At 67.3% G+C, this 20,559-nt stretch carries 16 protein-coding genes, 1 tRNA gene and 3 riboswitches; of the genes, 14 read left to right on the top strand and 3 right to left on the bottom strand.

All coding sequences use genetic code 11. The annotated features are described in order from the left end of the window. Window positions 1-28 precede the first annotated feature (28 nt). Complete coding sequence (gene serC / locus MNQ99_RS15745; protein WP_241913604.1) at window positions 29-1,162, bottom strand: phosphoserine transaminase; 1,134 nt, start codon at window positions 1,160-1,162, stop codon at window positions 29-31. Between the two features lie 249 nt (window positions 1,163-1,411). Here serC and MNQ99_RS15740 point away from each other — a divergent pair, with 249 nt between their 5' ends. The 12 genes from MNQ99_RS15740 to MNQ99_RS15685 all read left to right on the top strand — a co-directional run bounded on the left by MNQ99_RS15740 (window position 1,412) and on the right by MNQ99_RS15685 (window position 15,539). Then, on the top strand, window positions 1,412-2,107 hold the full coding sequence (locus MNQ99_RS15740; protein ID WP_127515231.1) for an iron-dependent transcriptional repressor DtxR: 696 nt from the start codon (window positions 1,412-1,414) through the stop codon (window positions 2,105-2,107). A 98-nt stretch (window positions 2,108-2,205) separates the two neighbouring features. Then, a riboswitch (cyclic di-AMP (ydaO/yuaA leader) is annotated at window positions 2,206-2,419 on the top strand. Between the two features lie 4 nt (window positions 2,420-2,423). Continuing rightward, on the top strand, window positions 2,424-3,194 hold the full coding sequence (locus MNQ99_RS15735) for a M23 family metallopeptidase (RefSeq protein ID WP_241913603.1): 771 nt from the start codon (window positions 2,424-2,426) through the stop codon (window positions 3,192-3,194). Between the two features lie 117 nt (window positions 3,195-3,311). Then, a riboswitch (cyclic di-AMP (ydaO/yuaA leader) is annotated at window positions 3,312-3,485 on the top strand. Between the two features lie 3 nt (window positions 3,486-3,488). Next, the gene (locus tag MNQ99_RS15730) at window positions 3,489-4,211 is read left to right on the top strand and encodes an NlpC/P60 family protein (RefSeq protein WP_127515233.1); all 723 of its coding nucleotides are present in this window, start codon (window positions 3,489-3,491) and stop codon (window positions 4,209-4,211) included. Window positions 4,212-4,472: 261 nt separating this feature from the next. Continuing rightward, window positions 4,473-4,647, top strand: a riboswitch (cyclic di-AMP (ydaO/yuaA leader). Window positions 4,648-4,651: 4 nt separating this feature from the next. Next, entirely contained in the window at window positions 4,652-5,431 is a 780-nt protein-coding gene (locus tag MNQ99_RS15725; protein ID WP_241913602.1) for an NlpC/P60 family protein, read from the top strand. Between the two features lie 292 nt (window positions 5,432-5,723). Next, the gene (locus MNQ99_RS15720) at window positions 5,724-6,224 is read left to right on the top strand and encodes an HNH endonuclease (protein WP_127515234.1); all 501 of its coding nucleotides are present in this window, start codon (window positions 5,724-5,726) and stop codon (window positions 6,222-6,224) included. Continuing rightward, on the top strand, window positions 6,221-6,886 hold the full coding sequence (gene mobA, locus MNQ99_RS15715; RefSeq protein WP_241913601.1) for a molybdenum cofactor guanylyltransferase: 666 nt from the start codon (window positions 6,221-6,223) through the stop codon (window positions 6,884-6,886). The genes MNQ99_RS15720 and mobA overlap by 4 nt, the downstream gene beginning before the upstream one ends. A 51-nt stretch (window positions 6,887-6,937) precedes the next feature. Next, a complete protein-coding gene (locus MNQ99_RS15710) occupies window positions 6,938-7,216 on the top strand; it encodes a DUF6457 domain-containing protein (RefSeq protein ID WP_127515236.1) in 279 nt (92 codons plus the stop codon). Beyond that, complete coding sequence (locus MNQ99_RS15705; protein ID WP_241913600.1) at window positions 7,213-8,379, top strand: molybdopterin molybdotransferase MoeA; 1,167 nt, start codon at window positions 7,213-7,215, stop codon at window positions 8,377-8,379. The genes MNQ99_RS15710 and MNQ99_RS15705 overlap by 4 nt, the downstream gene beginning before the upstream one ends. Before the next feature lie 193 nt (window positions 8,380-8,572). Beyond that, on the top strand, window positions 8,573-9,457 hold the full coding sequence (gene fdhD, locus MNQ99_RS15700) for a formate dehydrogenase accessory sulfurtransferase FdhD (RefSeq protein WP_127515239.1): 885 nt from the start codon (window positions 8,573-8,575) through the stop codon (window positions 9,455-9,457). Between the two features lie 51 nt (window positions 9,458-9,508). Then, window positions 9,509-11,818, top strand: coding sequence for an FdhF/YdeP family oxidoreductase (locus tag MNQ99_RS15695; protein ID WP_241913599.1), 2,310 nt, complete (start codon window positions 9,509-9,511; stop codon window positions 11,816-11,818). A gap of 497 nt (window positions 11,819-12,315) precedes the next feature. Beyond that, window positions 12,316-14,190, top strand: coding sequence for an ABC transporter ATP-binding protein (locus MNQ99_RS15690; protein WP_241913598.1), 1,875 nt, complete (start codon window positions 12,316-12,318; stop codon window positions 14,188-14,190). A 119-nt stretch (window positions 14,191-14,309) separates the two neighbouring features. Then, on the top strand, window positions 14,310-15,539 hold the full coding sequence (locus tag MNQ99_RS15685; RefSeq protein ID WP_241913597.1) for an ROK family transcriptional regulator: 1,230 nt from the start codon (window positions 14,310-14,312) through the stop codon (window positions 15,537-15,539). Between the two features lie 479 nt (window positions 15,540-16,018). Here MNQ99_RS15685 and MNQ99_RS15680 read toward each other — a convergent pair. Both MNQ99_RS15680 and MNQ99_RS15675 read right to left on the bottom strand, forming a co-directional pair. Continuing rightward, window positions 16,019-16,091: transfer RNA gene (locus tag MNQ99_RS15680), tRNA-Arg, on the bottom strand. Window positions 16,092-16,202: 111 nt separating this feature from the next. After that, a complete protein-coding gene (locus MNQ99_RS15675; protein WP_241913596.1) occupies window positions 16,203-16,844 on the bottom strand; it encodes a hypothetical protein in 642 nt (213 codons plus the stop codon). Window positions 16,845-16,940: 96 nt separating this feature from the next. Here MNQ99_RS15675 and pcrA point away from each other — a divergent pair, with 96 nt between their 5' ends. Next, window positions 16,941-19,337 (top strand): DNA helicase PcrA, encoded by a 2,397-nt coding sequence (gene pcrA, locus MNQ99_RS15670; RefSeq protein WP_241913595.1) that lies wholly within the window; start codon window positions 16,941-16,943, stop codon window positions 19,335-19,337. An 86-nt stretch (window positions 19,338-19,423) separates the two neighbouring features. Beyond that, entirely contained in the window at window positions 19,424-20,470 is a 1,047-nt protein-coding gene (locus MNQ99_RS15665) for a mechanosensitive ion channel family protein (protein ID WP_241913594.1), read from the top strand. The last annotated feature ends 89 nt before the right edge of the window (window positions 20,471-20,559 follow it).

Here is a 20,559-nt window from a genome sequence, read left to right as displayed (position 1 = left end):
GGACCTTATTTGGTATACGGTGCGGAACTTAGTCCTGCAGCCGCTCCACCACGTAGTCGATGCAGGCCAGCAGGGCGCTGACGTCTTCCGGATCGACGGCGACGAAGGTGGCAATGCGCAACTGGTTGCGGCCAAGCTTGCGGTACGGTTCCACATCCACCACGCCGTTGGCGCGAAGCACCTTGGCCACCGCCGCGGCATCAACCGACTCGTCGAAGTCGACGGTCGCGATGACGTTCGAGCGGTGCTCAGGGTTGACCACATATGGCGTCGCCAGCGCGGAGGCCTCGGCCCACTGGTACACCCGCCCGGCCGAATCGGCGGTGCGGCCGGAGGCGAAGTCCAGGCCGCCGTTGCTGTTCAGCCACTGGATCTGCGCATTGAGCGTCACGAGGGTGGCCAGCGCGGGCGTGTTGTAGGTCTGGTTCTTCAACGAATTATCGATCGCCGTTTCCAGGTTGAGGAAGTCCGGGATCCAGCGGCCGGTGGCGCCGATCTTGGCAGCGCGTTCCAGCGCGGCGGGGGAGAAGACGCCCAGCCACAGGCCGCCGTCGGACGCGAAGTTCTTCTGCGGCGCGAAGTAGTAGACGTCGCTCTGGGCGACGTCTACGGCGAGCCCGCCGGCAGCCGAGGTGGCGTCGATGAGAACCAGGGCGCCGTCGTCGGCACCTTCCACACGCTGCACGGGGGCGGCGACACCGGTGGAGGTTTCATTCTGCGCCCAGGCGTACACGTCCACGCCGGCCTCTGCCCGCGGCTCCGGCCGGGAACCGGGCTCGGCGGTGATGATGCTGGATTCGGCCAGGAACGGAGCCTTGTTGGTGGCCGCGGCGAACTTGGAGCTGAACTCGCCGAAGGAGAGGTGCTGGGCCTTCCGCTCGACCAGGCCGAACGAGGCGACATCCCAGAATGCCGTGGAGCCGCCGACGCCCAGGATGATCTCGTAGCCTGCGGGTGCCTTGAAGAACTCGTGGAGTCCCTCGCGGACGCTGCCCACCAGGTTTTTGACCGGGGCCTGGCGGTGCGACGTTCCCAGCAGGTTGCGGCCCGCGGCGACCAGCGCGTCGACCTGTTCCGGGCGCACCTTGGACGGACCGGCGCCAAAACGCCCGTCCTTCGGGAGCAGGTCGGCGGGAATGCTGATGGACTGGGTATCGCTCATGAATACCTTTCCTGGCGTGGTGGCAGTGTTCTCGATGGCAGTTCACCGTTGAACGCCCGTATCATTCTGCCCCAACGCCGGCGGGCGCCGTTAGTCGGAACCGGGAATGTTGCGTGGCACCGCGGCGCGTCTACCGGCAGTGAAACTTCCGGTCGTGTAAGGAAAACAGGCTAGGCTGGAGAAGGGCCCCACCCTCATGCCTGCTGCTGGAGCAGCCTTATTTACCGCGCGCCGAGGAGCAAGAACCAATTGACTGATCTCATCGACACCACCGAGATGTACCTGCGCACCATCCTCGAACTCGAAGAAGAGAATATCGTCGCGCTGCGTGCCCGGATTGCCGAGCGGCTGCGCCATTCCGGCCCCACCGTCTCCCAGACGATCGGCCGGATGGAGCGGGACGGACTGGTGGTGGTCACCGGCGACAGGCATTTGGAACTGACCGAACTGGGCCGGCGCAAGGCGACCGAGGTCATGCGCAAGCACCGGTTGGCCGAGCGGTTGCTCTCCGACGTCATCGGCCTGGAGTGGGCCTATGTCCATGACGAGGCCTGCCGCTGGGAACACGTGATGAGCGAGCGGGTCGAACAGCGGCTCTACGATCTGCTGGGCAAGCCGACGGTGTCTCCGTACGGCAACCCGATCCCGGGATTGGAGGCGCTCGGCGGCCAGTCGGCAGAGGAAACCAGCTACGGCTTGCTCAATCTGGCGCAGGCCATGGGCAGCTATACGCCCGATAAGCAGGTCAGCATCGTCCGGCTTGCGGAGCCGATCCAAGTGGAGCCGGAACTGCTGATCCAGCTGGAAGAGGGCGGTCTGAAGCCGGGTGCGACACTGCAGCTGGAGACCGCAGGCGAGTACATTTCCGTGCGCGTGCCGGGTATCGAAGGCGCCCTGGAATTGCCTCCGGAAGTGGCGGCCCACATCTTTGTTTCGATGGAATGAAACGTTGCGCCGCGGAATCACGCGGCGCAGATAACGGATTTATTACTTCCGGGTAATTTTCCGTATAGTTGTGCCGGGCACCGAGACATCGGTCCCGCACCCTCCGCAAGCCGAACCCTGTCGGCGGGGGAGTGTATCCGTGAGACAGGGGCGGAGGACCCACCAAGCGGCAGTTTGTTCGCTGCCTTGGGGTGAAGCCGCAGCGGGCAAAGCCACGGTGAATCGTTCCACTGTTGCTCTGTGCGGTGCGGCCGAGTTTTCTCTTGACTCGAATCCGACAGCTAACTTCGCAGGCGCTTTGGGAGAGGTATAGATTTTGGCAGGACACAAAGCCTCGGGACGGCGCCGTTCAACCGCCCCGGTCGAGTACTCACGCCCGCGCGCAGCAGCGACAGCCGGTCGGCGGCGTGCCCAGCCGGCACCGTCGCCGGTAGCAGCGGCCGCCCGCGACGTCGGCCATAAAACCGCGATTGTCGCCGCCGCCTCCGGCATGGTGCTGACGGTGATGCTTCCGACGACGGCCGGCGCCACAGCCGACGGCCCGCAGGAAGCAGTGGCGACCAGCAGCATCTCCGCGGCCACCGAAGCGCGCCTGACATTTGAACGGGCCGGGCTGACCAGCAAGTTCGACCCGGACACCAAGCTGAAGCAGGTCATGGTCGCCTCCGGCGGAAAGGCCAAGGCGATCGGCAGCGAGGGATCCCTTTCGCAGCCGATGGACGAGCTGATCAAGACTTCGCCGTTCGGCTACCGGGTCAGCCCCATCACCGGTTATGCCGGAGAGTTGCACACCGGCCAGGACTACGGGGCCCCCTGCGGCACGCCCGTTGCTGCAGCGGCCGGCGGCACCGTCGTCGAGGCCGGGTTCCAGGTTGGCGGCGGCGGCAACCGGATTGTGGTGGACCACGGCAACGGCCTGGAGACCACGTACAACCACCTGAGCACCATCGACACTGCGGTGGGCGCCGCCGTGGCCCGTGGCGAGGTTTTGGGCGAGAGCGGCACCACCGGAGCGTCAACCGGCTGCCATTTGCACTTCGAAGTCATGGTCAACGGCAAGCTGGTGGACCCCACCGGCTGGCTCTGATTGACACGCCGTAACCGGAATGTGACTCAGACGCCAAACTGTTATAAGGTTTCACCTGTGCCTGGCATCAACTGCCAGGCACCTTCGGGCGGAATGCCGAATTCTGCCGTCGCCCGAAGTTCGTTCGCACCGAATCGCATGGCAGAAGCGGGGGACCCACTTCCCGGACATCGCAGGATGTCCTTGGGGTAAAGCCGATCAGGACCGGGCCACCAGCCCGGAAACCGGCCGGCCGGATGAACTCCCATCCGAACCCGACAGCTCACCTCGCAGGCATTTGGGAGAGGTACAACCGTGTCCAAGAGCATTACTGCGGGCCGCCACCGTGCGACCCCTGTCCGCACCAGCCCGCTTGAGACTATTTCCAAGGCTGTTTCCGCAAACGCCGGAACTGTTGGACGCCAAGGTGCCGTGATCGCCGCCGCTACCGGCCTGGTTCTGACCGCTGCCATTCCGGCACAGGCCGTCAGCGCCGAGCGCAGCGTTGATGCCCCGGCCCGCGTGCAGGTTGAAGCCGTGCAGGCGTCAGCGGCCGTGAAGCTGACCTTCGAACGTGCCGGCATCACTTCCACGCCGGCACCGCAGACCGTGGTCCAGGCGGTATCCAACGAGATCAACCCCACGACCGGCGACGACGCCGCATCGGACAAGGGTAAGTCCACCAAGAAGGCCGGCGAAGCTGCCGCAAGCGGAGCGGCCGGCGCCATCGTCGCTGCCGCCTACGGCCAGATCGGCGTGGGCCAGGACTGCACCGCGCTGGTCGAGAACGCGCTGCGCGCGGCCGGCTACGCGGTCGGCGACCTTGCCCCGGCACAGTTCTTTGCTTACGGCACGCAGGTTTCCACGCCGCAGCCGGGCGACATCATCTACTACGCCAACGGCGGTGCCGGCGTGGCCCACGTGGCCATCTACGTTGGCAACGGCCAGGCGGTCCACGGCGGCTGGGCCGGCTACAGCACCGTCCTGGGCAGCGCTTACATCGGCTCCGGCCCGGTGTTCATCCGTCCGGCCGGCTAAAGCCTTCCTGACGCTTTCCGTGCGGTTTGTATCGCGGCGCGCCTTTCGGGGCGCGCCGTCGGTCATTAAGGGCACAGCACGACGGCGGAATTCGGCGCGGGTCCGCCCGCTTCGGTGCGTGCCTGGCAACCTCCGTAACCTAAAAATCACCGTTCCGTGATCAGAACGTGACAATGCTAGCCGGATCGTATACGCTCTTACCCGTGCCAGTTGTCAGACGGCTGGCGCCTCCGGGTGGATTGCCGAGCTCTGCCACCAACCGGAGTTCGTTCGCAAAACTTCGCGGGCAGAGGCGGGGGAACCAAATTCGGGTTCCGTACAGGAACCCTTGGGGTTAAGTCGTCAGGACTCTCAGGCTTTTGCCGGGGAGGAATACGGCCGGGTGCACTCCCATCCGAATCCGACAGCTCACCTCGCAGGCATTGGGAGAGGCCTTTAACGTGTTCAATAACACCGCTACGGGGCGCCACCGCGCCGTTTCCGTCCGCACCAACCCGCTGGAGACGATTTCCAAAGCCGTCTCATCCAATGCCGGATCCATGGGTCGCTCTGCAGCCGTTATTGCTGCCGCCTCCGGATTGGCCCTGACCGCAGGCATCCCCGCGCAGTCAGCCACCATCGAACGCACCGCATCCACCGTGTCCGTCCCCAGCCGCGTTCAGGTGGACACCGTGCAGGCGTCCAGCGCCGTGCAGTTGACCTTCTCGCGCCCCGACATCAAGTCCACTCCGGCACCGGAGCCGGAGCCTGTGGTCGAAACAGTGGCCCAGGAAGTGGCGCCGGTTGTCGAGGAGGCCGCTGACGCTGCACAGGGCGCCGTCCAGAAGGCCGCCCCGGCAGCCGCAGCCAAGCCCGCGGCAGCCCCCGCCAAGGAAGCCGCACCGGCCTCCGCCAGCGGCGTGGCCTCCACCCTGGTCTCCTCCGCCTACGGCCAGGTCGGCATTTCGCAGGACTGCACCGCCATGGTGGAGAAGGCCCTGCGCGCCGCCGGCAAGTCGGTGGGCGACCTCGCCCCGGCGCAGTTCCTCAGCTACGGCACGCAGGTTTCCACCCCGCAGCCGGGCGACCTGCTTTACTACTCCGACGGTGGCGCCGGCGTTGCGCACATCGCCATCTACGTGGGCAACGGCCAGGCCGTCCACGGCGGCTGGACCGGTTACACCACCGCGCTGGCCAGCGCCGACGTCGGATCCGGCTACGTAGCCATCCGCGTCAACTAGGCTTCGTCCTTTTCGGTCCACTGGACCGTCCACCGGCCCCGGTCCACGCCCAGCGTGCGCCGGGGCCAGCGGCGTTTTTGGGTCGATCGGCAAACGTCCGGCCGGATCTTCCGGCGGCCGGGAAACAGCCGGTGAGCATCTGGCTACTCTGCTCTCACACGGCCCACCGGCAGCGAAAAAAGTTAGCGCAGAACGTACCGGCCGTCATACTCTTTGACTGTTAGTGCAGAAAATCCAGTCCCTGGCCGGAACTGAAGCGCCGGTCGGATAGGCCACTCCTAGAGGAATGTGCATGCGCACACTCGTTCTGAATGCCGGATACGAACCGCTGGCGGTCGTCACCTTCCGCCGGGCGCTGCTTCTTGTGCTCACCGGCAAGGCCAGCGTGATCGCTGAGGACGGTGATCCCGTCGTCGGGCCGAACGACATTCTGGGCCGTCCCTCGGTGATCCTGCTTAACCGGTACATTAAGATCCCGTACAATCAGGACACCGCCGTGACCCGCCGCGGAGTGCTGCGCCGCGACAACCACCTCTGCGCATATTGCGGCAAGACGGCCACCACGGTGGACCACGTCCGGCCAAGGTCGCGCGGAGGCGAGGACAGTTGGGAGAATCTGGTGGCCTGCTGCCTGCGCTGCAACAACGCCAAGGGCGACCGCACCCTTGCCCACATGGGCTGGAGCCTGCGGTTCACGCCGCGTCCGCCCAGCGGGGCCCGCTGGCGCATCCGCGACCTAGACCGGCCCGCCCCGGCCTGGAGCCAGTTCCTCGACGCCCATACCGCCGCGTGACTGCTGCCGATTTCGATGCCGTCGTGCTGGCGGGCGGCCGCTCCTCGCGTTTGGGCGGAAGATCCAAGGCGCTGCTGCAACTCGACGGGTCCACGCTGTTGCGCCGCACGCTGGAGGCCGTCCGCGGCTCCCGGCGGATCGCCGTCGTCGGTCCGGATGAGTTGCTGGAGGAAGTGGACACCTTCCGCCGGACGGTGGCCGACGGGCCGCCCCGCCTCCTGCTGACCCGGGAAGACCCGCCGTTCTCCGGTCCGGCCGCGGGCATCGCGGCCGGGGTCCAGGCCCTGGCGGCAGATAACGACGGCGGTGCCCCGCGCCGCGCGCCGTTCACCCTGCTCTTTGCCTGCGACATGCCGTTGCTGGCCGGGCTGCCCGAACTGCTGCTGGGCGGTGCCGCCCGCGCGCCGGAGGCGAAGCTCTGGATCCCGGTGGACGCGGACGGCAGGCGGCAACAGTTGGCGTGCTGTGCGGACAGCGCGGCCCTGGCTGCGGCGGTGCGGAAGGCCGGGGGAGCGGCCGGCCTGGCCGGCCAACCGGTCCGGAGCCTGCTCGCCGGCCTGCCGGCGGTAGAGCTCCAGTTGGAGCGGGCTGGGCTGCACACCTCGGACGTCGACACCTGGCAGGACGCGGACCGCTTTGGCATTGCCCCGCCCGCGCCGTAGCCTGAAACAAACGTCGTACTTGCCCGTGTACCGGGCGGATCGGAGGCCATTGTGTCCGGAGCGGCCGAACAGCTCTCCCCGTATGTCAGCGAACTGCTGAAGGCGCTGGAACTCGAGGACATGCCGGTGGACATCGACGCCGTGCTGGGGCTGGCCGGCGTGGCCGCGCACAGCGTGGTCCGTCCCGCTGCGCCGCTGACCACTTTCGTGGTGGGCTACGCAGCCGGCTTCGCGGCCGCCACCGGGCAGGCCACACCGGAAGTGGCCATCCGCGCGGCCTCCCGCGTGGCCGACGAAGTTGCGCGCCGCCACGGCGCAGTACAGGAGTGAGCTCCGGACTTCGCTGGGAAGACGCCCGGGCCGCCGCCTACGCGGCCGGCCTGGCGGCAGCGCTTCGGCCGGCCGCCGACGTGGAGCTGGCAGCATGCACCGGCCGCACGCTGGCCGCCGACCTGCCGGCGCTGCTGCCGGTGCCGCACTACGCCTCGTCCGCCATGGACGGCTGGGCCATCGCCGGCACCGGGCCGTGGCAATTGGTGCCGGCCGGCACTGGGCTGCGGCCGGGACAGGCCGCCCCGGTGGTCACCGGCGGCCTGATCCCCGACGGCACGGACAGCGTGCTGCGCAGCGAATGCGGGACTGCGGCGACGCAGCAGCTTGAGCTGTGCCCGGGGACCACGGAGCGGGAATTGGCCGCCGGGCGCCATATCCGTCCGGCCGGCGAGGAGACCGCAGCCGGCGCCGTCGTGGTGGCCGCCGGCACGGTGCTGACTCCCGCGCATCTGGCCGTCGCCGCGGTCTGCGGCCACGATGCGCTTCCCGTTGCTGCGGTCCCGCGGGTCGCGCTGCTGCTCACCGGCGACGAGGTCGTCACCTCCGGGATCCCCGCACCGGGCCGGGTCCGCGATACGTTCGGCCCCACCCTGCCGGCCATCATCGCCCGGTTCGGAGGCCAGGTCGCCGGCAGCCGGCGGCTGCCCGACGACTTCGCAACCACGGCGGAGGCCATCGCCGACTGCGGCGGCGACGTGGTGGTCACCACCGGCGGGACCGGCACATCCGCCGCCGACCATCTGCGCCGGGTGCTGGACGCCGACGGCGCCGCCATCCTGGTCCCGTCCATCCGGATGCGCCCGGGGCACCCGGCACTGCTGGCCCGGTTGGCCGACGGGCGCCCGCTGGTAGGCCTGCCCGGGAACCCGCTGGCGGCGATGATGGCGCTGCTGACCCTGGCGGACCCGCTGCTGGCAGGGATGACCGGCCGCCCGCCGGCGCCGCTGCGCACCGTGCGCGCCGGAACAGCCCTGCGGCCGCTGCACAACCAGGACCGGCTGGTGCCTTACGGACTTGCTCCCGACGGCGGTGCCGTCCCCGCGGACCACATCGGCTCGGCCATGATGCGCGGACTGGCGGCCGCCGACGGCGTGATGGTGGTGCCGGCCGCCGGCGCGGACCCCGGCCAACGGCTGCCCGCCCTTGACCTGCCCTGGTGAGCCGGCGCCGGCGACCCGGTCCCTAGACTCCCGCTTCCTTGGCCTCCAGCCGCCCTCCCGTCTGCAGCCGCCCTCCCGTCTGCAGCCGCCCTTCTGTCTCCGGCCGCCCTCCCGCCTCCTTGGCCTCCGGCGCCCGGGCGGCCGCGGCGCGTGCCGTGGATTACCCTTGTAACAGGCAGTAGAGGAGAAGTACATGGGCCGCTTGACCCAGCGCCGGAAGGTGCTCAAACTCAGTCTTGACGCGCCGCCGCGGCGCCGCGAGGACGTGATGGCGGTGGAAGAGCCGCTGGAAATCCGGCTGGCCGGGCGCGCGTTCTCCATCACCATGCGCACGCCGGGCGACGACTTCGACCTGGTGGCCGGTTTCCTGGTCTCCGAGGGCATCGTCTGGTCGCCCGAACAGCTGCTCTCCCTGCGCTTCTGCGCCGGCGAGGACGAGAACGGCCGGCAGACCTTCAACGTGGTGGAGGCACAGCTGGCGCCCGGCGTGGCACTGCCGGATCCGCGGCTGGACCGCCAGGTGGTCACCAGCAGCGCGTGCGGCATCTGCGGCACCGCGTCGATTGACGCGGTGACCAAGCGCTCCCGCTTCGCGCTGCATGATGACGACGCCGGTGCCGCCGCGGGCACTGACGGCACCGACGGCGGCGGTGACGTGGCGCTGGACATCCTGCTGCAGCTGCCGGACCGGCTGCGCGAGCAGCAGCAGGTCTTCGAACGCACCGGCGGCGTGCACGCGGCCGGCCTGTTCAGCTTCGAGGGCGAACTGCTCTGCCTGCGCGAAGACGTGGGACGGCACAACGCGGTGGACAAAGTGGTTGGCTGGGCCCTGCGCGAGGGCAAGCTGCCGCTGCGGAACACGGTGCTGCAGGTCTCCGGGCGGGCCTCCTTCGAGCTGGTCCAGAAGGCCCATCTGGCGGGCATCCCCGCCCTGTCGGCCGTCAGCGCGCCGTCCTCGCTCGCCGTCGAACTGGCGGAAAAAGTTGGTCTGACGCTGGCCGGTTTCAGCCGCGGCCGCAGCGTCAACGTGTACACGCACCCGGCACGGATTGGCACCGCCGTCGGCCATTTGGTGTGAGACCGGCTACGGCTGTCGAGAATTACGTGTGAGCCGGGATACATTAGGGGCATGACTCGCCCGGCACCTGTGAATGACATTGACGAAAGCACCCTGAAGGTCAAGGAACCGAAGAAGGCTGCCGCCGGTATTCCGGCTGTGAAGATTGCGCTGGAGCGCGGCATCGAGCAGGCGGGCGTCGCGCGCACCGCCCGTTCGCTGCTGCGGATCAACCAGCGCGGCGGCTTCGACTGCCCGGGCTGTGCCTGGCCGGAATCCATCACCGGACCGCGCAAACCGGCCGAGTTCTGCGAAAACGGCGCCAAGGCCGTGGCCGAGGAGAACACCAAGCGCACCGTAACGCCTGAGTTCTGGGCGCGGCATTCCATCGAAGAACTGGCCACCAAGACCGAGTACTGGCTGGGCCAGCAGGGCCGGATCACCGAGCCGGTGATCATCCGCGAGGGCGAGACGCATTACTCGCCGATCTCCTGGGCGGACGCATTCAGCCTGATCGGGGAGCGCATCCGGGCGACGACGCCGGACCGCTGCGTCTTCTACACCTCGGGCCGCACCGCGAACGAGACCGCGTTCATGTACCAGCTGTTCGCGCGTTCGCTGGGCACCAACAACCTGCCGGACTGCTCTAACATGTGCCACGAGTCCTCCGGCAGCGCCCTGAACCCCACCATCGGCATCGGCAAGGGCACCGTGTCGCTGGAGGACATCCACCACTCCGAACTGATCTTCGTGGTGGGCCAGAACCCGGGCACCAACCACCCGCGCATGCTCTCCGCGCTGAAGGAGTGCAAGGACAACGGCGGCACTATCGTGGCCGTCAACCCGCTGCCGGAAACCGGGCTGATGGCGTTCAAGGACCCGCAGTCGGTGGACGGGCTGGTCCGCGGCGGCACCAAGCTCGCCGACGAGTTCCTGCAGATCAAGGTGGGCGGGGACCTGGCCCTGTTCCAGGCGCTGGGACACCTGCTGCTGGAAGAGGAAGACCGTGCCCCCGGCACCGTGGTGGACAAGGCCTTCATCGAGGCGAACACCGACGGATTCGAGGACTACGTCGCGGCCCGCCGCCACATCGACTGGACCGAGACCGAGAAGGCCACCGGGCTCTCCCGGCTGGACATCGCGAAGGTGGCCGGACTGTTGGCCAAATCCAAGGCCACCATCATCTGCTGGGCGCTGGGACTGACCCAGCAGCCGCATTCGGTGGATACCCTGCGCGAGATCATCAACCTGCTGCTGCTGCAGGGCAACTTCGGCAAGCCCGGCGCCGGTGCCTGCCCGGTCCGCGGCCACTCCAACGTCCAGGGCGACCGCACCATGGGCATCTGGGAAAAGCCGAAGGAATGGCTGCTGGCCGCGCTGGACAAGGAATTCGGCATCACGTCCCCGCGCGAGCACGGCGTAGATTCCACCGAGGCGATCGACGCCTTCGCCGAAGGCAAGGTGGACGTCTTCGTGTCGATGGGCGGCAACTTCGCCTTGGCGAACTCGGAAACGGAGGCGCTGGAAGCCGGGATGCAGAAGGCCGGCCTGACCGTACATATATCCACCAAGCCCAACCGGTCCCACGTGGTGCACGGCAAGACCTCGCTGATCTTGCCCACGCTGGGCCGCACCGACCGGGATGACAAGCACCCCAACGGCGCACAGTTCCTCTCGGTGGAAGATTCCATGTCCGTCATCCGCTCCACGCAGGGCCGGCTGGAACCGGTCAGCGAGCACCTGCTGGCCGAGCCGGTGATCATCGCGCGGATGGCCCAGGCCACCTTCGGCGATGACCACCCGGTGGATTGGCGGGCGATGGCCGAGGACTACGACGTGGTCCGCGACCACATCTCCCGCGTGCTGCCCGGATTCGAGGACTTCAACACCAGGATCCGGAACAAGAGCGGCTTCGTGCTGCCGAACCCGCCGCGCGACACCCGCTCCTTCGCCACGGACATTGGCAAGGGCCGGTTCACCGTCAGCCCGCTGGAGTATTTGGAGGCGCCCGAAGGCCACCTGATCCTGCAGACCCTGCGCAGCCATGATCAGTACAACACCACGTTCTACGGACTGGACGACCGCTACCGCGGCATCTCCAATGGACGCCGGGTGGTGATGGTGCACCCGGACGACCTGGCCGAACTGGGTTTCGCCGACCGGGACCTGGTGGACGTGATCAGCACGTTCAAGGGCACCGAGCGCCGCGCCGACGCGTTCCGGTTGGTGGCCTACCCGACGGCGCGCGGCTGTGCCGCCGCCTACTTCCCGGAAGCCAATGCGCTGGTCCACCGGGACCTGGTGGCCCGCGAGTCCAACACCCCCGGCTTCAAGGCGATGACGGTGCGCTTCATCCCGCACGAGGAGAAGCAGCTCAGCTGACGCTGCGGCCGCCGGAGGACCGGCCCCTGGCGGACCGAGCCACCCGTTGCGCGCCCAGATCAGGGGTTGGCGTCCAACTCATCGGATGCTGCCCCTGATCTCACCGCGAGGTCACCCTGTGGCGTCCAGATCAGGCGTTATAACGGGCGATCTGGACGCTAAACCCTGCGCTCGACAAAAACGGAGCCGGAGCCTCCGGCAGCTTGACAGAGCCGGGGCGTCCGGCAGCCTGGACGAGGATGGTTCCGGGCGTCCGGCAGTCTGGACGGGGACAGATTCCGCGCGTCCGGCAGCCTGGACGAGGACGGAGCCGGGGCGTCCGGCAGCGCGGACCGGGACAGGTTCCGCGCGTCCGGCGGCCCGGCCGAGGACAGGCGTCGGGTGTCCAACTGCACGGCACCAGGACAGATTCTGGCCGCGGCGGCGCCGGCGGGAACAGCGCGGGCCTCCGGAAGGTTCTAGGGTTGCAGTAGGACCATCAGCCCTAAGGAGCCATCATGTCCATGGAAGGTGCAGCCTGGAGTTCGCTCTACCGGCTTTCGCATTCGAAGGACCAGAAGTCGTTCTCCCGCGACACCGTCCGCCGCACCTTTGCGTTCGCCGCGCCGTACAAGGCCAAGATCACGGTCTTCGTGCTGCTGTCGGTGGTGACTGCCGCGCTGGCCGTTGCCACCCCGGTCCTGGCCGGCCAGGTAGTGGACGCGATCGTCGCCAAGACCGGCATCGAGCTGGTGGCCTGGCTGGCCGTGGTGATCGCGCTGGTGGCCATCGCCGACGCCGGACTCAGCATGGTGACCCGGTGGATCTCCTCCGGCCTGGGTGAGGACATCATCCTGGATCTGCGCACCGCCGTATTCGACCATGTGCAGAAGATGCCGATCGCCTTCTTCATGCGAACCCGCACCGGAGCCCTTGTCAGCCGGTTGAACAACGATGTGATCGGTGCCCAGCGGGCCTTCGCCGGCACGCTTTCCGGAGTGGTCAGCAACGTGGTGGCGTTGATCCTGACGCTGATCGTCATGCTGAACACGTCTTGGCAGGTCACGCTGCTGGCCCTGCTGATGCTCCCAATCTTCCTGCTACCTGCCCGCCGGATGGGCAGCCGTCTGGCGGACCTCCGGCGCGAGACCGCCAACCACAATTCCGCCATGAGCACCCAGATGACCGAGCGGTTCTCCGCACCCGGAGCCACGCTGGTCAAACTGTTCGGCCGCCCCGCCGACGAATCCCGCGAGTTCAAGCTGCGGGCCCAGCGCGTGCGAGACATCGGCATCAAGACGGCGGTCATGCAGTGGGTCTTCGTCACCGCGCTGACCCTGGTGTCGGCGCTGGCGCTGGCCCTGGTCTACGGGCTGGGAGGCTTCTACGCGATCATTGGCCAACTGGAGCCGGGCGACGTGGTGACCCTGGCCCTGCTGCTCACCCGCCTGTATGCCCCGCTGACGGCCCTGGCGAACGCCCGGGTGGAGATTTCCAGCGCACTGGTCAGCTTTGAGCGGGTCTTCGAAGTGCTGGACCTGAAGCCCCTGATCACCGAAAAGGACGACGCCGGTACCGTCCCGCCGGGACCCGTCTCCGTTGAGTTCAAGGACGTGCGGTTCGCCTACCCATCCGCCGAGAAGGTGTCGCTGGCCTCGCTGGAAGAGGTGGCCACCCTCGACGCCCGCGGCGGCGATGAAGTGCTGCACGGCATCAGCTTCCGGGTGGAACCCGGCCAGACGCTGGCGCTGGTGGGCTCCTCGGGCGCCGGAAAGTCGACCATGGCCCAACTGCTGGCCCGGCTGTACGACGTGGACTCCGGTTCCGTTGAACTCTCCGGCATCGATGTCCGGGACCTGAGCTTCGAGGCGCTGCGCGGAACCATCGGGATGGTGACCCAGGACGGGCACTTGTTCCACGAAACCATCCGCTCCAACCTGCTGCTGGCCCGGCCGGAGGCCAGCGACGCCGAGATCTGGGACGTGCTGCGCCGTGCCCGGCTGGAAGAACTGATCAAGTCTCTGCCGGATGGTCTGGACACCATGGTGGGGGAGCGCGGCTACCGGCTCTCCGGCGGCGAACGCCAGCGGATGACCATTGCTCGGCTGCTGCTGGGCCATCCCCGGGTGGTCATCCTGGATGAGGCAACGGCGGCACTGGACTCGACCAACGAAGCCGCCGTGCAGGCGGCGCTCACCGAGGCACTCGCGGGGCGCACCGCCGTCGTTATTGCGCACCGGCTCTCCACCGTGCGCTCCGCCGACCGCATCCTGGTGGTGGAGGGCGGACGGATCGTGGAGCAGGGCACACACGCCCAGCTGCTGGCGCTGGAAGGCCGCTACGCCGAGCTCTACCGGACCCAGTTCCTCAGCGACGCCACGGTGGCCAGCTGATCCGGAGGGGTTGAAGCGCACCGCGCCGACAGTCCAGCCGCGCCAAGCGTGTGCTTGGGCCGGTCAATGACTAGAGTTGCTGTGGGGTCCCCGGCGACAAATGAGCGGAAAGCGGTGCAATGCAGCGAGGAACCAACCTGGGCCGCTTGGGCGGCTACAACCAGGCTGTGATCCTGGATGCCATCCGTCGCGCCCACGAGGGCATCGCCCGGGTGGAGCTGGTGGAGCGCACCGGGCTGTCCCCGCAAACTATCTCCAACGTAGTGCGCCGGCTGGTGGACGAAGGCCTGGTCCGGGAAGACCGCAAAACGGTCAGCGGCCCGGGCAAACCGCGAACGGTGCTGCAGCTGGAGGTATCCAGCCGGTTGGCTATCGGCATCCATCTTGACCCGGTGGTCATGACCTTGGTCATGCTCAATCTCGACGGCGAGGTGGTGGCCCGGGCCCGGCACGACAACCCCGGTGCGGGCCAGCCCGATGGCATGACGGCGGCCATGGCCGCCGCGGTCGAAGAACTGATCGCCGCCTCGGGCATCGAGCGCCACCGGATCCTGGGCATCGGGCTTGCTGCGCCGGGGCCGATCGATGCGGCCGAAGGCGCGGTGGTGGACCCGCCGATGATGCGCGAATGGAGTTCGGTGCCGCTGCGCGAACCACTCAGCCGCCTGACGGGGCTGCCGGTGCTCATGGATAAGGACACGACTGCGGCGGCGGTGGCGGAGCTCTGGGCCAGCGGACGTCAGGAGCCCGAGAACTTTGTGTTCGTGTATCTGGGCACGGGCCTGGGCGCCGGCGTGGTCCTAGACGGCGCGGTGCTGCGCGGAGCCTCCAGCAACATCGGCGAGATCGGCCATTTCCCGGTGGACGAGGAGGTGCCCCTGTGCGAGTGCGGGAAACGTAATTGCGTGGGCATGGCGTTGAATTTCGGCACGCTGTTCCAGCAGGCCGCGGAGACTGGCATTTTTCCGTCCGACGCCGAGCTGGGCGACCGGCACCAGGCCACCGAGAGCATCATCACCCTGTGCCGGAAGGCCGTTGAGGGCGATGCTGCCGCCGCGGCGATCGTCGGCCGGGCTGCCCGGTTGGTCGGCGGCACGGTGGCTCAGGTGGTGAATATCTTGGACGTGGACCGGGTGATCTTCGGCGGCCCCTTGTGGAACGGGCTCGAGGAGCTTGCCCTGCCGATCCTGCACCAAGAGATCAACACCCGCTTCGTCTCCCGGGCCATCCATGGGGTCGAGGTGGTCTCGTCCTCGCTGGGGTTCGAAGTGGGTGCCATCGGCGGCGCCTGCCTGGTTCTGGACGACGCGTTGTCGCCGAAGGCCAGCGGGCTGCTATTGGGCAGCTGACTGCAGGGCCGTACCACACGCAGCTGAACATCCTGTGCTTTTCGTCATATTCCTTGACTTTGAGCGCCCCTGTGCCTTGCAGCTTGCATTATTTAATCCAATCGATTTAGATAAGAAGTGGCGGCAGTGCCTGGAGTACTCACACTCTGGGGAATGAACGGCTCCGGAGCGGCTTATGTGCTTCAGGGGAACGGCGCGGTCGTCAGCCAACAGGTGGCAGGAAGCTGCTGCTGGCTCCGAGGAACGGGAAGAAACGGAACCAGCGGTCCCATGCTGACAGGGATTCCTGCCCACTTCGGTGGAAATGCACTACAACAGGCCACCGTCTGTGCTTCCGTGGGGGGTTGCACAGGCGGGGGCCTGTTTCCGTCTGAGCAGAGTCCGGCCGGCGTCCGTGTATGACAGTGTCACAGCGGGACGGGGCGGCGACGGCCGGGGCGGCGGTGGCTGAAGCGGCGCACGCCGCGGGTAAGGATCAGTGCCCCCGGGCAGATTCGAACTGCCGACACCCGCTTTAGGAGAGCGGTGCTCTATCCCCTGAGCTACGGGGGCAACGCCAAAAGCTTAGCTTAACTGGCGTGCCGTACCGGTGCGGCGGCCGGGCGGCGGAAGCATCGGTGGCTCACGCTTCGCCAGGCCACGCCCCTCCCGGGCCGGGCCCGCTCAGCCTTCGGCCGGAACGGAACCCTCGGCCGGCTTTGGCTTGCGGGTGAAGACCGCGAGCGCCGCCACCACCAGGCTCAGCCCGAACAGGATGGACTTGGCCACCGTGAGGAAGCTCGCCAGCGAGGCGTCGCCCACCGGGTCCGTTGCCAGCATGGCATCGACCGCAACGTTTTCGCCCAGATCGGCTGCCACATAGAGCACGACGACGGACCATGCCAGCCAGCGCCAGAGCCGTAAGCGGACTTGCTGGCCCAGCAGGATCAGCCAGGTAAAGCCGAACAGCAGCGGGAAGATGGTGTCCGCGGTCTTGTGCCAGTAGTTGTACTGTCCGGCCCCGTCTTCGCCGAACGCCGTCCGGAGTTGCTGCGCGTATTCGGTGGAGTACCCGCCGATGAGGGTGTCCGGCAGGCCCAGTCCGCCGGTCAGCTGGGCGAACTGCGGCATCACCAGCAGGAACGAATAGCCGAACAAGAACGCCGAGGCCACCGCTCCGGCGATAACGATCAGGTTGGCGTTGCCGGCCGCGCGCTGGGGGGACCGGGTGCTGCCGGGGATGGCAGGCTTTGCCGCGCCGCCAGCGGGGGCCGGGGCTGCCGCGGCACCGTGTTTCTTCGCGCGCTGTGCTGGGGTTTTGGACATGCCTCCATTATGCCGGTGCAGCCATCTGCCGACTGTTGGCGGAAGATTTGGCGGCCGTCCCCGAGTGTCGGTGGCGGCTAATAGACTTAAGGGACCATGGATTTCCTCACCGACCCGGCATTCGACCCGCATGTTGCCTCTCCGCCCGCCCCGCACCTGCCCGGCGCAGAAGAGCTGCTCTCGGGGCTGAACCCGCAGCAGGAAGAGGCTGTCAAGCATGCCGGCTCCCCGCTTTTGATCGTCGCCGGTGCTGGATCCGGCAAGACCCGCGTGCTCAGCCACCGCATCGCCTACCTGCTGGCCACCCGTCGGGCGCGTCCGGGCGAGATCCTGGCCATCACGTTCACGAACAAGGCCGCCGCGGAGATGCGCGAGCGGATTGAGTCGCTGGTGGGGGACCCGGCCAAGCGGATGTGGATCTCCACGTTCCACTCCTCTTGCGTGAAGATCCTGCGCCGCGAAGCCAAGCACGTAGGACTGAACTCGAACTTCTCCATTTACGATTCGGCAGACACGCTGCGGATGGTCAACCAGGTGGCCAAGGGGCTGGACCTGGACCCGAAACGGTTCCCGCCCAAAACCATTCAGCACAAGATCTCGGCGCTGAAGAACGAACTGATCGACGACGAGGCCTTTGCCTCCAGCGCCAACTATTCGGATCCGTTCGAACAGGCGGTCGCCTCGGTCTACACCGGGTACACGCAGCGGATGCGCCAGGCCAATGCCATGGACTTCGACGACCTGATCGCCCAAGTGGTCTTCATCTTCCAGGCCTTCCCGGCGATTGCCGACTCTTACCGCCGCCGCTTCCGCCATGTGCTGGTGGACGAATACCAGGACACCAACCACGCCCAGTACCGGCTGGTGCGAGAGCTGACCCGCGAGTCCGAGGACGGGGCACTCCCGGCCGGCGAACTGACCGTGGTGGGCGACTCAGACCAGTCGATTTACGCCTTCCGCGGGGCGGACGTGCGCAACATCGTCGACTTCGAAAAGGATTACGCCAACGCGCGCACCATCCTGCTGGAGCAGAACTACCGGTCCACGCAGACCATCCTCAGCGCGGCCAACTCGGTCATTTCGCGGAACCCGAACCGCTCGGCCAAGCGGCTGTGGACCGCCGAGGGCGACGGCGAAAAGATCATCGGCTACGTGGGCGAAAACGAGCACGACGAGGCGCGGTTCATTACCGATGAAATCGACCGGCTGCAGGACTCTGAAGGGGTACGGCCCGGCGACATTGCCGTGTTTTACCGGACCAACGCCCAGTCCCGTTCCATCGAGGACCTGCTGGTTCGGGTGGGGCTGCCCTACAAAGTGGTCGGCGGCACCCGCTTTTATGAGCGCAAGGAAATCAAGGACGCGCTGGCCTACCTGCGGGTTCTGGTGAACCCGGACGATGTGGTCAACTTGCGCCGGATCCTCAACGAACCCAAGCGCGGGATCGGTGAGCGGGCCGAGTATGCCGTGGCCGCGCTGGCGGAGCGGGACCGGGTCTCGTTCATGGCGGCACTGCGCCGCGCCGAGGAAGCGCCCGGCATGGCCACCCGGTCGGTGAACGCGGTGGCCGGCTTCGTGAAGCTCATCGACGACCTGGCCGAAGTCGCCGCCGGATCAGGCGCTGCGGCAGCACTGGAAGCCGTGCTGGAACAGACCGGCTATCTGGCCATGCTGCGGCAAAGCACTGACCCGCAGGACGAGTCCCGCGTGGAGAACCTCGCGGAGCTGGTGGCAGTGGTGCGGGAATACGAGCGCGACAACCCTGACGGGTCGCTGTCCGAATTCCTGGAACAGGTGGCGCTGGTGGCCGATGCCGATCAGATCCCCGACGCCCCGGACGCGGAGGCTGCGCAGTTGGCCAAGGACCAGGGCGTGGTCACGCTGATGACCCTGCACACCGCCAAGGGGCTGGAATTTCCGGTGGTTTTCCTCACCGGCATGGAACACGGGGTCTTCCCGCATCAGCGGTCGATGTCCGACCCGAAGGAACTGGCCGAAGAACGGCGGCTGGCCTATGTGGGACTGACCCGGGCCCGCAAGCGGCTGTACCTGACCCGGTCCGAGTCGCGGAGCATGTGGGGTCAGAGCCAGTTCAATCCGGCCAGCCAGTTCATCGAAGAGGTGCCGGCCGAGCTGATCGACTGGAAACGCGAGGGCAGCGCACGGCCCATGTTTGCCTCTGCGGGCAGCTTCGGGTCGAGCCGCTATGGTGGCTCGCACTGGGGTGCCGGTACAGCCAGCAACCAGGACATCAGCAATCTGCGCGGATCGGCGCCGTCAATCACCAGCGCCAAGACCCGGGCCGGCCGCGTGCAGCCGCAAAAGGAAGTCATCGCGCTGGCCATCGGGGACAAGGTCAACCACACCAGCTTCGGCAACGGAACGGTGCTGAGCCTCGAAGGAGCCGGTGACAAGACGGTAGCCAAGGTGAAGTTCGACGCGGGCGAGAAGCGGCTGCTGCTGCGCTACGCACCTCTGACTAAGATCGTTTAACCACACCGCCACCCTGCTGGGAGATTCGCCACGTTTCGGCAGCTGCATTTGGCAGCGGCCTGACCCGGCGCTTACCGTTCTTATCCATGGATCGCGTGGACATTAGTACCCTGGAACGGCTGGCGACCCCCGCCTTTTGGCTCGACACCCCGCTGCGCGTGTCGCTGATTCTGCTGGGCGGATTCCTGGCAAATATGGTGCTGCGGATGGTGATCAAGCGCGTCACCGGAAAGATCGCCGACGGCGAGACCGCCAAGCTGGACAAATTCGATCCCGTCGCGGCCCGCAAGAACAGCAAGGACCCGCGCTACTGGCTGATGCAGGATTCGCCGATCGCCGCGGTCCGCCGGGCCCAGCGTTCCAAGACGATCGGATCGGTGCTGCGTTCGATCACCACGATCGTGCTGGCCACCCTCACCATCCTGATGGTGCTCACCGAGCTGAATTTCAACCTCGGCCCCCTGCTGGCCAGCGCCGGTATTGCCGGTGTTGCCATTGGCTTCGGCGCCCAGACGCTGGTCAAGGACTACCTGTCAGGACTGTTCATGGTGGCCGAAGACCAGTACGGCATCGGCGACGTGGTCGATCTGGGCGAAGCCTCCGGCACCGTGGAATCGGTCGGTCTGCGGGTCACCCAGGTGCGTGCCGTGGACGGCACGCTGTGGCATGTCCGCAACGGCGAGATCCTGCGGGTGGGCAACTCCTCGCAGGGCTGGGCGCGGGCAGTGCTGGACATCCCGGTCCCTTACGACTCCGATGTGGAGAAGGTCTCCGAGCTGATCCTCAAGACCGCGATGGAACTGCGCATGGACGAGGACAACCGCAGGCTGATCCTGGACGACCCGGAGGTCTGGGGCGTGGAGGCGCTGACCGGTGAATCCGTGGTGATCCGGTTGGCGATCCGCACCAAGCCGTTGGAGCAGTGGGCGATCGCGCGCAAAATGCGGGCCCGCCTGAAGGCCGCCTTGGCCGAAGAAGGGCTGCGGATCCCGCTGCTGAACCAGACCGTCATCCGGGGCAGTGCGCCCTCGGCCGCTGCCGCGCAGGGTGGGGGCACCCCTCAGGGCGAGGACCCTGCCCAGGGCGAGGACGCCGCCGTCGCCGATCAGGCGGAAGTTGGCAGCAAGCATTAGCCTCACGGCGCCGTTACCTCAAGCCGTGACCATTCTACAAGTTGTAGAAGTGTGCCCTTGGCCACTAAAGCGGTAGTCTGGGACCGGCC

The organism is Arthrobacter sulfonylureivorans (assembly GCF_022637435.1).
GTDB lineage: Bacteria > Actinomycetota > Actinomycetes > Actinomycetales > Micrococcaceae > Crystallibacter > Crystallibacter sulfonylureivorans.
This window is presented reverse-complemented; position numbering and strand designations above follow the sequence as displayed.